This window comes from Ideonella benzenivorans, assembly GCF_020387415.1.
Taxonomy (GTDB): Bacteria; Pseudomonadota; Gammaproteobacteria; order Burkholderiales; family Burkholderiaceae_C; genus Ideonella; species Ideonella benzenivorans.
Window position 1 is genome coordinate 20581 of sequence record NZ_JAGWCB010000018.1, and the last position, 13919, is coordinate 34499.

10 protein-coding genes are annotated in these 13919 nt (G+C 69.8%); 6 read left to right on the top strand and 4 right to left on the bottom strand.

Features of this window, described 5'->3' with window-relative positions; genetic code table 11:
- Positions 1 to 14: 14 nt before the first annotated feature.
- Positions 15 to 542 (bottom strand): gamma carbonic anhydrase family protein, encoded by a 528-nt coding sequence (locus KGA65_RS16560; RefSeq protein ID WP_225864231.1) that lies wholly within the window; start codon positions 540 to 542, stop codon positions 15 to 17.
- 44 nt (positions 543 to 586) lie between these two features.
- Entirely contained in the window at positions 587 to 2944 is a 2358-nt protein-coding gene (locus KGA65_RS16565) for a penicillin-binding protein 1A (protein ID WP_225864232.1), read from the bottom strand.
- Positions 2945 to 3097: 153 nt separating this feature from the next.
- Here KGA65_RS16565 and KGA65_RS16570 point away from each other — a divergent pair, with 153 nt between their 5' ends.
- From KGA65_RS16570 to KGA65_RS16580, 3 genes are read left to right on the top strand one after another with little or no spacing between them, the layout of a single operon-like run.
- On the top strand, positions 3098 to 3991 hold the full coding sequence (locus KGA65_RS16570) for an amino acid ABC transporter substrate-binding protein (protein WP_225864233.1): 894 nt from the start codon (positions 3098 to 3100) through the stop codon (positions 3989 to 3991).
- Between the two features lie 54 nt (positions 3992 to 4045).
- Complete coding sequence (locus tag KGA65_RS16575) at positions 4046 to 5686, top strand: FMN-binding glutamate synthase family protein (protein ID WP_225864234.1); 1641 nt, start codon at positions 4046 to 4048, stop codon at positions 5684 to 5686.
- A gap of 35 nt (positions 5687 to 5721) precedes the next feature.
- Positions 5722 to 7440 carry an ABC transporter ATP-binding protein/permease gene (locus tag KGA65_RS16580; protein ID WP_225864235.1) on the top strand — a complete coding sequence of 573 codons (1719 nt, stop codon included), beginning with the start codon at positions 5722 to 5724 and terminating at the stop codon, positions 7438 to 7440.
- 28 nt (positions 7441 to 7468) lie between these two features.
- On the opposite strand, the gene KGA65_RS16585 is transcribed toward KGA65_RS16580, so the two are convergent.
- A complete protein-coding gene (locus KGA65_RS16585; protein ID WP_225864236.1) occupies positions 7469 to 8092 on the bottom strand; it encodes a glutathione S-transferase family protein in 624 nt (207 codons plus the stop codon).
- 140 nt (positions 8093 to 8232) lie between these two features.
- Between KGA65_RS16585 and purB the strand changes: the two genes are divergently transcribed.
- The 3 genes from purB to KGA65_RS16600 all read left to right on the top strand — a co-directional run bounded on the left by purB (position 8233) and on the right by KGA65_RS16600 (position 13127).
- Positions 8233 to 9606, top strand: a complete 1374-nt coding sequence (gene purB, locus KGA65_RS16590) for an adenylosuccinate lyase (RefSeq protein ID WP_225864237.1) — start codon at positions 8233 to 8235, stop codon at positions 9604 to 9606.
- Positions 9607 to 9673: 67 nt separating this feature from the next.
- A complete protein-coding gene (gene pyrF, locus KGA65_RS16595; RefSeq protein ID WP_225864238.1) occupies positions 9674 to 10492 on the top strand; it encodes an orotidine-5'-phosphate decarboxylase in 819 nt (272 codons plus the stop codon).
- A gap of 37 nt (positions 10493 to 10529) precedes the next feature.
- Positions 10530 to 13127, top strand: a complete 2598-nt coding sequence (locus KGA65_RS16600; protein WP_225864239.1) for a PAS domain-containing hybrid sensor histidine kinase/response regulator — start codon at positions 10530 to 10532, stop codon at positions 13125 to 13127.
- Positions 13128 to 13152: 25 nt separating this feature from the next.
- Here the strand turns inward: KGA65_RS16600 and KGA65_RS16605 are convergent, their stop codons facing one another.
- The gene (locus KGA65_RS16605; RefSeq protein ID WP_225864240.1) at positions 13153 to 13914 is read right to left on the bottom strand and encodes a class II glutamine amidotransferase; all 762 of its coding nucleotides are present in this window, start codon (positions 13912 to 13914) and stop codon (positions 13153 to 13155) included.
- Positions 13915 to 13919: the final 5 nt, after the last annotated feature.

The window sequence follows — 13919 nt, forward strand, 5'->3', positions numbered from 1 at the left end:
CCCCCGGCGCGGGGTCAGTCCAGCCGCTTGAGCCCCTCGCGGAAGCGCCGGGCGTTGGCCACATAGTGGGCGGCGCTGCGGGCCAGGCCGGCGATCTGCTCGGGCGTCAGGGCCCGCTTGACCACCGCCGGGCTGCCAACGATCAGCGAGCCGTCCGGGAACTCCTTGCCCTCGGTGACCAGGGCCCCGGCGCCGACCAGGCAGTTGGCGCCAATCTTCGCGCCGTTGAGCACCACCGCGCCGATGCCGATCAGCGTGTTGTCGCCCACGGTGCAGCCGTGCAGCATGGCCTGATGGCCCACCGTCACGCCCGCGCCCAGGGTCAGCGGCTTGCCCGGGTCGGAATGCAGCACGCAGGCGTCCTGCAGGTTGCTGCGCGGCCCCACGCGGAGGGGCTCGCGCTGGTCGCCGCGCAGGATGGCGCCGAACCAGACGCTGGCCTCCTCGGCCAGTTCCACGTTGCCGATGACCTGGGCCGAATCGGCCACCCAGGCCGTGGGGTCGATCTGCGGTTCAAAGTCGTCCAGGGCGTACACGGCCATGCGGGTCTCCTCTGTGGTGGGATGGGGGCCGATCCGGCACGGTGTCAGGGACTGCCGCTGGCCATGGGTTCGGCCGGCGCCGGCGCGGCACCGGAGGCAGCGCCATCGGCCGCCGAAGCCCCGGAGGCCGGCTCGCCAGCGCTGCCATCCACGCCGATCTGGGTCACATAGCCCCCTTCGGCGTACTCGCTGTAGTACCACTCGCCGTTGACCTGCTGCACGCCCTCGGGTGGCTCGTAGGTGTGCACCGGCACGTTGCGCAGCACGCGCTCCATGTAGCTGATCCAGATCGGCATCGAGGCGCCGCCGCCGCTTTCCCGGCTGCCCAGGCTGCGCGGGTCGTCGTAGCCCATCCAGACCACGGCCACGACCGAGGGCTGGAAGCCGGCGAACCAGGCGTCCACCGCGTCGTTGGTGGTGCCGGTCTTGCCGTAGATGTCCGGCCGGTGCAGCGTGGCCTGGGCGCGCGCGGCCGTGCCGCTGCGCGTCACCTCGTTGAGCAGGCTGTCGATCAGGAACACGTTGCGCGCCGGGGCCACGCGGCGGCCCTCGCCCAGGGCGGCCGGGGCCGGCGCCTGGTAGACCACCTTGCCCTGCGAATCGACGATGCGCTCGATCACCACCGGGTCCACCCTGTAGCCGCCATTGGCCAGTGCCGCGTAGGCGGTGGCCAGCTGCAGCGGCGTGGTGCTGCCGGCGCCCAGCGCCAGCGTCAGGTTGCCCGGCTGGCGGCCAGGGTCAAAGCCGAAGCGCGCGGCCCATTGGCGGGCGGTGTCCACGCCGATGTGGTTCACCAGCCGGATGCTGACCAGGTTCTTGGACTTGGCCAGCGCACGCCGCAGCGACATCGGGCCATCGAACTGACCGTCCGAGTTCTGCGGGTTCCAGCCATCGGCGCCCACCGGCCAGGGGGCGTCGTTGACCACCGTGGCCGGCTGGATGCCGTGCTCCAGCGCCGCCGAGTACAGGAAGGGCTTGAAGCTGGAGCCCGGTTGACGCCAGGCCTGGGTGGCGTGGTTGAACTGCTGGCGGGTGAAATCGAAGCCGCCCACCAGGGCCCGGATGCGACCGGTGGCCGGGTCCAGCGAGACGAAGGCGCCCTGGGCCTGTGGCCACTGGGCGATGGCCCAGCCGCCCTTGTCCTGCTTGGTGACCCGGATGACCGAGCCCCGGCGCACCGCCAGGTTCTCGGGCGCCTTGGGGGTGAGGCCTGACCGGGCCCAGCGCAGACCCTCGCCTTCCAGCGTGACCTTCTCGCCGGTGGCCAGCACCGCCTGCACCTGCCGGGGACTGGCGTGCAGCACCAGCGCCACGCGCAGGTCCTCGTCGTCGCGCAGGTCTTTCAGGATCTGCGCCGCCTGGTCCTCGTCGTCGGCCGGGTCATCGCCCAAGTCCTGCTGGTCCTCCGGGCCGCGCCAGGCCTGGCGCCGCTCATGGTCCAGCACACCACGGCGCAGCGCGGTCCAGGCGGCCTGCTGGTCGGCGGCGATCAGCGAGGTGGTGACCTTGAAGCCCTCGGAATAGGCCTGCTCGCCAAAGCGCTCGTAGACCGCCTGGCGGGCCATCTCGGCCACGTGCTCGGCATGCACCTCCACCTGGCTCTCGGAGCGGATCACCAGCTTCTGCGCCTTGGCCTCGTCGTACTGGGCCTGGGTGATCGTGCCGGTGGCCAGCATGCGGCCCAGCACCACGTGCTGGCGGGTCACGGCCCGGTCGAAATTGGTGATCGGGTTGGCATAGCCCGGGTTTTGCGGCAGGCCGGCCAGCATCGCATCCTCGGCAATGGTCAGCTGGTCCAGCGGCTTGCCGAAGTACACCTGGGCCGCCGCGCCAAAGCCATAGGCGCGGTGCCCCAGGTAGATCTGGTTCATGTAGAGCTCAAGGATCTGGTCCTTGTCGAGCTGGCGCTCGATCTTCAGCGCCAGCATGGCCTCGCGGATCTTGCGGTCCAGCGTGCGCTTGGAGGTCAGAAAGAAGTTGCGCGCCACCTGCTGGGTGATGGTCGAGGCCCCCTGGCGCATGCCGCCGGGCGTGATGTTGGCCACGAAGGCCCGGGCGATGCCGATCGGGTCCACCCCGCCGTGTTCCCGAAAGCGTGCATCCTCCACCGACACGACGGCGTCCTGCATCATCTTCGGGATCTTGTCGATCGGCAGGAAGACCCGCCGCTCGGAGCCAAACTGGGCGATCTCCACCCCGTCACGGGTGAACACCTGCAGCGGCTGGCGCGGCTGGTAGTCGGTCACCTTGCCCAGGTCGGGCAGGAAGGGGTAGAGCAGCATCGCCCACAGCAGCATCAGCGCCAGTGGCAGCAGCACCACGCCCCCCAGGGCGGTGGCGGCAAAAAACCAGGGGCGGCGGTGCATCAGGTCCAGCAAAGCGGCGACGTCAGGCTTGCGCATCGGGTCAACATCCGTTCGGAACAGCCCGGCGATTATCGACACTTGCCGATACGGGCTCTGTCACGCGCTGGGCATAGACTTGGAGAAATCCCGCCGCAGGCGCACAACGGTGCGCCCCCTGGTCGCGGGAAGCATGTCGTCCTGCTGTATCCCATGAAGAAAACCCTCACCCTGCTGTCCCTGGCCTCGCTGCTGTCGGCCGTGGCCATCCCTGCCTCGGCCGGTCCGGTGATCGACCGCATCCGCCAGAGCGGCAAGATCGTGCTGGGCCACCGCGACTCGTCGGTGCCGCTGTCCTACATCGACAGCCGCAGCGGCAAACCCGTGGGCTATGCCCTGGACCTGTGCCTGAAGGTGGCCGACGCGGTCAAGCGCCAACTCGGCCTGCCCAAGCTGGAGGTGGAACACCAGCTGGTCAGCTCGGCCAACCGGATGCAAATGGTGGCCGACGGCAAGGTGGACCTGGAATGCGGCTCGACCACCAACAACGCCGAACGGCGCAAGCAGGTGGCCTTCACGATCCCGCACTACATCACCGGGGCCCGCATCCTGGTGCGCGCAGACAGCAAGCTCGACAAGATCAACGACTTCGAGCACAAGAAGCTGGCCAGCACCAAGGGCACCACCGTGCTCAAGGCCGTCAGCCAGGCCAACCAGGAGCGGCTGCTCTACATCGACATCGTCGAGACCCCCAGCCATGCCGCGGCGGTGGACCTGCTGGACAAGGGCTTGGTGGACGGCTTCGCGATGGACGACGTGCTGCTCTACGGCCTGCGCTCGGAACGGCCCGATCCGTCCAAGTACAAGGTGATCGGCAGCTTCCTGACCATCGAGCCGCTGGCCATCATGCTCAGCAAGGGCGACCCGGAGTTCAAGCAGATCGTCGACAACGAGATGAAGCGCCTGATCAGCAGCCATGAGGCCTACGCCATCTACGACCGCTGGTTCATGCGCCCCATCCCGCCGCGCAACGTGGCGCTGAACATGCCGATGAACTACCTGCTGCGGGACTTCTGGAAGTACCCCTCGGACATCGTGCCCAACTGACCCCTGACGCCCGCCCCCGACAGAAGGGACGCCGTTCATCCCCCGGAGGAGACCATGCCGGCCTGGCTCATCGCGCTGGACCGCCAGCTGCCCATCCGCTACCTGACCCTGCTGGGCTGCGCCGCCGCGTCGCTGCTGGCCTCGTTCACCTGGATCGCCTTTGGCTCGGGGGGCTGGCTGGCCCTGCTGGGCTGGATCGGCGTCATCACCGGGGTGCATGATCTGCGCCAGCCCCGCCACGCGGTGCTGCGCAACTACCCGGTGATCGGCCATCTGCGCTTCCTGCTGGAGTTCATCCGGCCCGAGATCCGGCAGTACTTCATCGAAAGCGACAACGAGGCCGCCCCCTTCTCGCGCCAGCAGCGCTCGCTGGTCTACCAGCGCGCCAAGGGCGAGCCCGACAAGCGGCCGCTGGGCACCCAGCTGGACGTGCACCGCCAGGGCTACGAGTGGCTCAACCACTCGCTGCAGCCCACCGTGCTGGCCTCGCATGACTTCCGCATCACGATCGGTGAGGGCCGGGCCCAGCCCTACAGCGCCAGCGTGTTCAACATCTCGGCCATGAGCTTTGGGGCGCTGTCGGCCAACGCCATTCTGGCGCTCAACGCCGGCGCCAAGCGCGGCGGCTTCATGCACGACACCGGCGAAGGGTCGGTCAGCCGCTACCACCGCGAGCATGGCGGCGATCTGGTCTGGGAGATCGCCTCGGGCTATTTCGGCTGCCGCGACGAGGCCGGCCGCTTCAGCCCCGAGACCTTCGCGGCGCTGGCCGCCGATCCGCAGATCAAGTTGATCGAGGTGAAGCTCTCGCAGGGCGCCAAGCCCGGCCATGGCGGCGTGCTGCCCGGGCCGAAGGTGACGGCCGAGATCGCCACCACACGCGGTGTGCCGGTGGGGGTGGACTGCGTCTCGCCGGCCGCGCACAGCGCCTTCTCGACCCCGGTGGAACTGCTGCAGTTCGTGGCGCAGCTGCGCGAGCTCTCCGGCGGCAAGCCGGCGGGCTTCAAGCTCTGCATCGGCCACCCTTGGGAGTGGTTCGCGATCTGCAAGGCCATGCTGGCGACCGGCATCACGCCGGACTTCATCGTCGTCGACGGTGGCGAGGGCGGCACCGGCGCGGCACCGCTGGAGTTCACCGACCATGTCGGCGCGCCGCTGCAGGAAGGCCTGCTGCTGGTGCACAACACGCTGGTGGGCCTGAACCTGCGCGACCGCATCAAGATCGGCGCGGCCGGGCGCATCGTCAGCGCCTTCGACATCGCCCGCGCGATGGCGCTGGGCGCGGACTGGTGCAACTCGGCACGCGGCTTCATGTTCGCGCTGGGTTGCATCCAGGCCCAGGCCTGCCACACCGGCCAGTGCCCTACCGGCGTCACCACCCAGGACCCGGTGCGCCAGCAGGCCCTGGTGGTGACGGACAAAGCCGAGCGGGTGTTCAACTTCCACCGCAACACGCTGCATGCGCTGCAGGAGCTGGTGCAGGCGGCCGGCCTGACCCATCCGACCGAGATCACCGCACGGCACATCGTGCGCCGCACGCCGGGCGACCGGGTGACCCTGCTGGCGAACTGCCTGCCCTCGGTGGCGCCGGGCGCCCTGCTGGCGGCCGAGCGGGGCGCCGTCGACTGGCCCCAACCGGTCTATGCCCAGTACTGGCCGATGGCGCGGGCGGATAATTTCTCGCCGGAAGGCTGAGCGCTGCCAAGGGGCGGGCGGCCTTCGCCCCCCCCATGGACTCTTCTGCTCACGCCGGATTCAACCTGCGCCTGTGGCAACGTTTTGCCACCATCGCCGCCCCGTACTGGCGTTCCGAGGAACGCTGGCGGGCGCGCGGGCTGCTGGCGGCGCTGGCCCTGCTGCTGCTGGGCCAGACCTTCTTCAACGTGATGTTCAACCAGGAGACCGGGGAATTCACCTCGGCCCTGGCGGCCCATGACGCGCCGCGCTTCTGGACCTCGATCGGCCGCTTCGCGCTGCTGCTGTGCCTGGCGGTGCCGATCTGGGGCCTGTACTACTTCGTGCGCGACACCCTGGGCTGGCACTGGCGGCGCTGGCTGACCGAGCAATTCCTGCAGCGCTACCTGGGCCGGCTGGCCTTCTTCCGCCTGAACGCGGTGACCGCGCTGGACAACCCGGACCAGCGCATCTCCGAGGACATCAACAGCTTCACCCAGCAGTCGCTCTACTTCCTGATGGTGGGGCTGGGCTCGCTGATCGATCTGGTGGCCTTTGCCGGCGTGCTGTGGTCGATCTCGCGCCCGCTGGTGCTGTTCCTGATCGGCTACGCGCTGCTGGTCACCGTCATCACCACCACCGTGTTCGGCCGCCAACTGATCGGGCTGAACGTGCGCCAGCTGCGGCGCGAGGCGGATTTCCGCTTCGGCCTGGTGCGGCTGCGCGAACAGGCCGAGCCGATCGCCTTCCACCAGGGCGAGACCCATGAGATGGGCCGGCTGCGCCAGGTGTTCGGCGCGGTGGTGGAGAACACGCGCCAGATCCTGCGCTGGCAGCTGGGGCTCAACCTGTTTCAGTACGGCCACAGCTTCCTGACGCTGGCCCTGCCCAGCATCATCATCGCCGACCAGGTGCTCTCCGGCGAGATGGAGGTGGGCCGGGCGGTGCAGGCCGCGGGCGCGTTCTCCGCGGTGCTGAGCGCGATGGCGGTGATCGTCGAGCACTTCGAGAGCCTGAGCCGCTTTTCGGCCGGGGTGAACCGGCTGCACGAGTTTTCCGCCACGCTGGACAGCCAGCAGCAGCGCAGGGAAGGCGAGGACATCGACTGCGAACCGGCCCCGGCCCTGGCGCTGCAGCAGCTGACCGTGCGCACGCCGGGCGGCGAGCACCTGATCGTGCAGCGCCTGTCGCTGCAGGTGGCGGCGGGCGACGGGCTGATGATCGTGGGCCCCAGCGGGGTGGGCAAGAGCTCGCTGCTGCGCGCCATCGCCGGGCTGTGGCGCCAGGGTTCCGGCCGGGTGCTGCGCCCGGGCGGCGATGAGCTGCGCTTTCTGCCCCAGCACCCCTACCTGCCGCTGGGCGACCTGCGCAGCCAGCTGCTCTACCCCGAGCTGGAGCGCGACATCTCCGAGGCCGAGCTGCTGGAGATGCTGCGCCGGGTACAGCTGCCCGACCTGGCCGAGCGGGTCGGGGGGCTGGACGCCGTCTGCGACTGGGCCAAGCTGCTGTCCACCGGCGAGCAGCAGCGGCTGGCCTTTGCCCGGATGCTGATCGCCCGCCCACGCTACGCGGTGCTGGACGAGGCCACCAGCGCGCTCGACGCCGTCAACGAGGCGGTGCTCTACCGGCAGCTGGAAGGGCTGTCGATCACGCCGATCAGCGTCAGCCACCACCCGGGGCTGCGGGCCTACCACCGCTGGGTGCTGGAACTGCAGGGAGATGGCGCGGGCGGCTGGCGGCTGCTGCCGGCCGCGGGCTACGAGTTCCCGTCCTGAGCGCGCAGCACGCCCGGACGGGCCCGGCTCAGGCCTGGGGCGGCGCGGTGTCGACGAAGCTTGGCCGGGTGGCCAGCTTGTCGTAGAGGCGCTGCAGGTTGGGATAGGGGGCGCGCCAGTCCAGTTCGGGGAAGCGGAAGTCCAGGTAACCCAGGGCCACCGCCACCGCGATGTCGGCCAGCGAGAAATGCGTGCCGGCATTGGCACAGAAGGCCTTCTCGCCCAGGCCGCGGCTCATGGCCTGCAGCGCGGCGTGGATCTTGACCATCTGGCGGTCGATCCAGGCCTGGCTGCGCTCGCCCTCGGCCCGGCCGGACCAGGTCTGCTCCAGGCGGGCCGCCACGCTGGCGTCCAGCACGCCGTCGGCCAGGGCTTCCCAGGTGCGCACTTCGGCGCGCTCGCGCCCGGTGGCCGGGATCAGCTTGCCCACCGGCGAGAGCATGTCCACGTACTCGACGATCACGCGCGAGTCGAACACCGCCTCGCCGCCTTCCATCACCAGACAAGGCACCTTGCCCAGCGGGTTGGTGGCCAGGATGTCGTCCCGACCCCAGACATCCTCCAGCGCGAACTGGTAGTCCAGCTTTTTTTCCGCCAGCACGACACGCACCTTGCGGACGTAAGGACTGGTGAGGGAGCCGATCAGTTTCATGCGAGGGATCACGGGATGGTTGACTGGGGATTCTAGCCAAGCGGCCGCACCGGCCCGTCCGCACCGGTGCGGAAGTCCCCTCGTAAAATGAAGGGCTTCGCGCGCATCCCGGCGCCGCGACCTGCCTGAGCTCTTTTGCCATGACGATTTCCACCCTGATGGCCCTGTCCCCCCTGGACGGCCGCTACGCCGCCAAGGTCAACGCCCTGCGCCCCCTGCTGTCCGAGTACGGACTGATGCACCGCCGCGTGCAGGTCGAGATCGAATGGCTGATCGCCCTGTCGGATGCCGGGCTGGATGGCTTCGCCCCGCTGTCCGAGGCATCCCGTGGCCTGCTGCGCGGCCTGATCGCCCGCTTCTCCGAGGCGGACGCCCGCGCCATCAAGGACATCGAAAAGACCACCAACCACGACGTGAAGGCGGTCGAGTACTGGCTGAAGTCGCGCGTCGAGCACGACCCCGAGCTGAAGGCGGTGAGCGAATTCATCCACTTCGCCTGCACCAGCGAGGACATCAACAACACCAGCCACGCGCTGATGCTCAAGGCCGCCCGCGGCGAGGTCATCCTGCCGGCGCTGGACGGCCTGCTGACCACGCTGACCGGCATGGCCCAGCGCTTTGCCGCCATCCCGATGCTCAGCCGCACCCACGGCCAGACCGCCAGCCCGACCACCGTCGGCAAGGAGCTGGCCAACGTGGTCGCCCGCCTGAGCGCCGCCCGCGCCCGCATCGCCGAGGTGAAGCTGCTGGCCAAGATGAACGGTGCGGTGGGCAACTACAACGCCCACTCCATCGCCTACCCGGACAAGGACTGGGAGACCTTCTCGCGCAGCGTGGTCGAGGGCAGCCTGGGCCTGAGCTTCAACCCCTACACGATCCAGATCGAGCCGCACGACTACATGGCCGAGCTGTTCGATGCAGTGACCCGCACCAACACCATCCTGATCGACTTCTCGCGTGACGTCTGGGGCTACATCTCGCTGGGCTACTTCAAGCAGCGGCTCAAGGAAGGCGAGGTCGGCTCCTCGGCGATGCCGCACAAGGTCAACCCGATCGACTTCGAGAACGCCGAGGGCAACTTCGGCCTGGCCAACGCGGTGCTGAGCCACCTGAGCCAGAAGCTGCCGATCAGCCGCTGGCAGCGCGACCTGACCGACTCCACGGTGCTGCGCAACATGGGCGTGGCGCTGGGCTATGCCCTGCTGGGCTACGACAGCCTGGCCCGCGGCCTGGGCAAGCTCGAGCTCAACGAAGCCGCCCTGGCCGCCGACCTGGACCACGCCTGGGAAGTGCTGGCCGAGGCCATCCAGACCGTGATGCGCCGCCATGGCCTGCCCAAGCCCTATGAGCAGCTCAAGGCCTTCACCCGCGGCAAGCCGATGACCCGTGAGCTGATCCAGGGCTTCATCGCCGACCTGGCCCTGCCCCAGGCCGAGAAGGACCGCCTGCTGGCCATGACACCCGGGGACTACACCGGTCAGGCCGCCCGCCTGGCCCGCCGCATCGGCGGCTGAGGCAGCGCTGGCCGCGCGAGGTGAAGAATCCCCCTCGCGCGGCAAGGGGGGCCCGTAAAATCAGGCCATGCATTTCACCGCCCAGCTGGCGCAGGCCGGCCTCCACCACGATTCCTTGCTGTGCGTGGGACTGGACCCGGATCCGGCCCGGTTCCCGGCCGGCCTGCAGGGCGACAGCACCCGGATCTTCGAGTTCTGCGCCCGCATCGTCGACGCCACCAAGGATCTGGTGAATGCCTTCAAGCCCCAGATCGCCTACTTTGCCGCCCATCGGGCCGAGGATCAGCTTGAGCAGCTGATGGCCTACCTGAAACGGGTGGCCCCCGAAGTGCCGGTCATCCTGGACGCCAAGCGCGGTGACATCGGCTCCACCGCCGAGCAGTACGCCCGCGAAGCCTTCGAGCGCTACCAGGCCGATGCGGTCACGCTGTCGCCCTACATGGGCTTCGACTCGATCGAGCCCTACCTGAAGTACGAGGGCAAGGGCCTGATCCTGCTGTGCCGCACCTCCAACCCCGGCGGCAGCGACCTGCAGTTCGAGACCCTGGCCAACGGCGACCGCCTGTTCGAGCAGGTGGCCAAGCTGGCCGCCGGCCGCTGGAACCGCGATGGCCGCCTGGGCCTGGTGGTGGGCGCCACCTTCCCGCAGGAACTGGCCCGGGTGCGTGAGCTGGCCCCGACCCTGCCACTGCTGATCCCCGGCGTCGGGGCCCAGGGCGGCGATGCCGCCGCCACCGTGCGGGCGGCCTGGCGGCCGGACGGGCCGATCATCGTCAACTCCTCACGCGCCGTGCTGTATGCCGGTGGCGGTGAGGACTATGCGCAGCAGGCGCGCCGGGTGGTCCAGGCCACCCGGGACGCGCTGAATGCGGCACGGCGCGACTGACCATGGCCGGCGGTCTGCGCGAGCTTCCGCCGGCGCCATGACCCGGCCTGTCCCGCCTCATCCCCTGCCGATCTGGCGTGTCGGCCTCGCCGCGGGCCTGAGCGTCGGGCTGCTGACCGCCGGCGTCTGGCTGGCCTGGCCGGGCGAGGGCGTGACCGGCTGGCGCCTGCTGGCCACACTGGCCACGGGCGGGCTGCTGGGCGGGGCCTGGAGCCACTGGGCCCTGCGCCGGCTGGAGCGCCAGTTCGACCCGGCCTGGCAACCCACCTTGATCGCACTGGACGACGACAGCGCGCCGCCTTCCTCACCACCGCCCCCGCCCGAGGCCACCGGCCCCCTGGCGTCGCTCCGCGGGGATGCGCTGTTCGATTCGCTGGCGCTGCCCTTGATCGCCCACCGGGGTGCCCGCATCCTGGCCATCAACCCGGCCGCCCAGACCTTGCTGGGCCTCACCGATCTGTCCGCCGGGCTGCAGCAGGAGCTGCCGGATCTGTTCGCCGCCGGTGCCCCGCGCGAGCGGGTGATGCGCCTGCTGGCGGATCTCTCCGATCCCCCCGCCCCCGGGACCGCCCACCAACCCGGCCTGTGCAACGTGCTGATGGTGGGCAACGGCGCCTCCCAGGTGCTGCAGCTGCGCACGCTGCGCGTGCCGCTGCTGGGGCCGCAGGGCATGGTGTCCTGGCTGGTCCCGACCGAGAGCGCGCTGGGCCAGTCGATGACCTCCTCGCAGGCGCTGCTGGCCCACCTCGTGGCCACCAGCCCGGACGCCATCACGCTGACCGACCTGAGCAGCGGCTGCTACGCGCTGGTCAACCCCACTTTCGAGCGCCTGACCGGCTACCGGGCCGACGAGGTGCTGGGGCGCCCCTCGTCAGCCATCGACATCTGGTTCGACCCGCAGGACCGCAGCCGGCTGGTGCAGGCCCTGCAGCAACAGCCCACCGCCCAGAACCTGCCCGCGACCTTCCGCATGCGCAATGGCACGCTGCTGCGCATGCAGCTTTCAGCCTCGCGCTTCACGCACGAAGGTCTGGAATACCTGGTGATCAGTGCCCGCGACGTCACCCAGTCCGAGCAGCTGCGCCGGGAGTACGAGGCCGTGCTGGACACCGCGCTGTTTGGCATCGCCGTCACCCGGGACGCCCACTTCCAGATGGTCAACCCGCGCTTCGAGGCCATGCTGGGCTGGCCGACCGGCCGCCTGCTGGGCCAGCACGCCAGCCAGGTCTGGCCCACCGTGGCCGAACACGCGGCCATCCGGGCCCGGCTGCTGCCCCGGCTGGAGGCCGGCGAGCACATCGACGAGGAAGTCCGGCTCAAGCGCCGCGATGGCAGCCTGGTGCTCTGCCGCCTGCTGGCCCAGGCCGTCTACCCCTCGCACGGTGAACAGGCCGGCATCCTCTGGATGGCCGAAGACATCACCGAGCGGCGCCAGATGGACCAGGACCTGGCCCGGGCCCGCGACGATGCCGAATCGGCCAACCGGGCCAAGAGCGCCTTCCTGGCGAACACCAGCCACGAGCTGCGCACCCCGCTCAACGCCTTGCTGGGGCTGGCCCGGCTGGCGCGCGACCCTGGTGTGGACGAACTGCGCCGGCGCGAGTACATCGAGAAGATCAGCGACAGCGCCGAAACCCTGTCGGCCATCATCTCCGACATCCTGGACCTGTCCAAGATCGAGGCCGGCAAGATGCACCTGGACCAGCTGCCCTTCCGTCTGGACGGGCTGCTGCAGAACCTGCACGAGGCCTATGGCGCGCTGGCCGACACCAAGGGCCTGACCCTGCGCCTGCAGCGCGACCCGGCCGTGCCCGAGGTGGTGATCGGCGACCCGATGCGGGTGCGGCAGGTGCTCAGCAACTACCTGAACAACGCGCTGAAGTACACGGCCACCGGCGGCATCGTGCTGTCGGTACGGGTGCTGCATGGTCCGGTGCTGCGCTTCGAGGTGCTCGACACCGGCCCCGGCATCCCGTTGGAGGCCCAGCCGCGGCTGTTCACACCGTTCACGCAGGTCGACGGCTCGCTCAACCGACGCATCGGCGGCACCGGCCTGGGCCTGTCGATCTGCCGCGAGCTCGCGCAGCTGATGGGCGGCGAGGTCGGCGTGCTGAGCGAGCCCGGCCACGGCAGCTGCTTCTGGGCCGAGCTGCCTCTGCCCGAAGCCACCGACATCGAACTGGACATCACCACCGGCAGTGATGGGCTGGACCCGATCCAGGGGGCCCGGGTGCTGATGGTCGAGGACAACCCGGTCAACATGATGATCTCGGTCGCCCTGCTGGAGCAATGGGGCGCCGTGGTCGAGCAGGCGCAGGACGGCCTGGCGGCGATCGAGGCGGTGACCCGCGCCCACGCCCGCGGGCAGCCCTTCGACCTGGTGCTGATGGATGTGCAGATGCCCGGCATGAGCGGCCACGAGGCCACGCGCGAGCTGCGCAAGCACTTCCCGCCCACCGAGCTGCCCATCGTCGCCCTGACGGCCGCCGCGCTGGTCTCGGAGCGGGACGAGGCCCTGGCCGAGGGCATGAACGACTTCCTGACCAAGCCCATCGACCCGCACCGGCTGCGGACCACGCTGGTGCGTCAGCTGCGGCTGCTGGACGCCCAGCGGCCGGCGAATCCCGCCGCCTGAGCCCGACCCGGCCGGGCCATGCCGCTCAGCACACCGCCTGGCTGCGGCCGCGCGCAAAGACCCGCAACTCGCCGGGCGCGAACGGCGTCCAGACCTCGTCCTGGGTGAGCGGTTCGGTGGCGATCACCGCCACGCGGTCGTGCGGTGTGGTGAGCTGGGCGAAGTCCACGCTCAGGTCCTCGTCGCGCAGCCGCGCCTGGCCGAAGGGGTGCTGGCGCTCCACCCAGTGCAGATGGGTCGAGCCATGCGCCCACAGCGCCTGCCCGTTGGACAGCAGCATGTTGAAGGTGCCGTGGCGGTGCAGGCGCGGCATCAGCTCGGCCAGCGTGCAGGAGAGCTCGTCGATCGCCGGCACGCCGGCATGGGCCTTGGCCAGTTCCTGCATCAGCCAGCAGAAGGCGCGTTCGCTGTCGGTGTCGCCCACCGGCCGGAAGGCACCGTGCAGGCGCGGGTGGAAGTCCACCAGGTTGCCGTTGTGGGCGAACACCCAGTAGCGGCCCCAGAGCTCGCGCTGGAACGGGTGGGTGTTCTCCAACGCCACCCGGCCCTGGGTGGCCTTGCGGATGTGGGCGATCACATTCTCACTGTGGATCGGGTAGCGCTTGACCAGTTCGGCCACCGGCGACTGGCGCGCGCTGTGGTGGTCCACGAACAGGCGCACGCCCTTGTCCTCGAAGAAGCCGACGCCAAAGCCGTCCTTGTGCTCCTCGGCCCGGCAGGCCAGGCCGGTGAAGCTGAACATCACGTCGGTTGGCGTGTTGGCATTCATGCCCAGCAGTTGGCACATCGCAG